The sequence below is a fragment of the Oleiphilus sp. HI0043 genome (assembly GCF_001634935.1).
Genome location: NZ_LWEY01000652.1, coordinates 1 through 831, shown reverse-complemented (window position 1 = coordinate 831; position 831 = coordinate 1). Strand labels below are relative to the sequence as shown.

Annotated in this window: 1 protein-coding gene and 1 pseudogene; both read left to right on the top strand. The window is 47.1% G+C overall.

Features of this window, described 5'->3' with window-relative positions; genetic code table 11:
• Positions 1–250, top strand: a pseudogene (locus A3729_RS07830) (riboflavin synthase); the annotation flags it as partial.
• An 84-nt stretch (positions 251–334) separates the two neighbouring features.
• Positions 335–831, top strand: a 497-nt coding sequence (ribB, locus tag A3729_RS07825) for a 3,4-dihydroxy-2-butanone-4-phosphate synthase (protein WP_068633567.1), incomplete at its 3' end; no start/stop codon positions are given.

Here is an 831-nt window from a genome sequence, read left to right as displayed (position 1 = left end):
GGTTGATGGGGTTAGCCTCACGGTAACCGGGCTGTTAGCAGAAGGCTTTTCGCTGAATATTGTGCCACACACGGCAGGCGAAACGACTATCGACGCTTATCAGGTTGGCCAATCAGTTCATATAGAGGTTGATTTGATGGCTCGTTATGCTGAGCGCCTATTACAGGTAGGCTCTTCTGATGTCACTGAACAGAAAACGGAAGGCAACTTGGATAAGGCCTTTCTGGCACAAAATGGTTTTTTAAGATAAACCTTTTACACTGTATTAAATAATAGGCAGCGTTTCACCTTCGATATCGCTGCCTTTTAAGATGAATAACACTGGGGAGGCTCAATGGAGCTCAACACCGTAGAAGAATTAGTTGAAGATATCCGTCAAGGCAAAATGGTTATATTGATGGATGATGAAGATCGTGAGAACGAGGGCGATCTAGTGATTGCGGCTGAACAGGTTCGTCCGGAAGATATTAACTTTATGGCGACACATGCGAGAGGCTTGATCTGTATGACGATGTCGGCAGAGCGGGCAGACTTCTTCGGCTTACCGCCGATGGCTCACGCAAACAATGCTCAGTTTTCAACTAACTTTACTGTGTCTATTGAAGCGGCTTCGGGTGTGACAACAGGTATTTCAGCGGCTGATCGTGCGCACACTATTCGTACAGCTGTAGGACGTAACACTAAGCCAAGTGAAATTGTTCAGCCTGGCCATGTGTTTCCAATTGTGGCGCAGCCTGGTGGTGTATTAAGCCGAGCAGGGCATACTGAAGCAGGTTGCGATCTGGCTCGTATGGCAGGTTTTGAGGCGGCTTCAGTTATAGTCGAAATTAT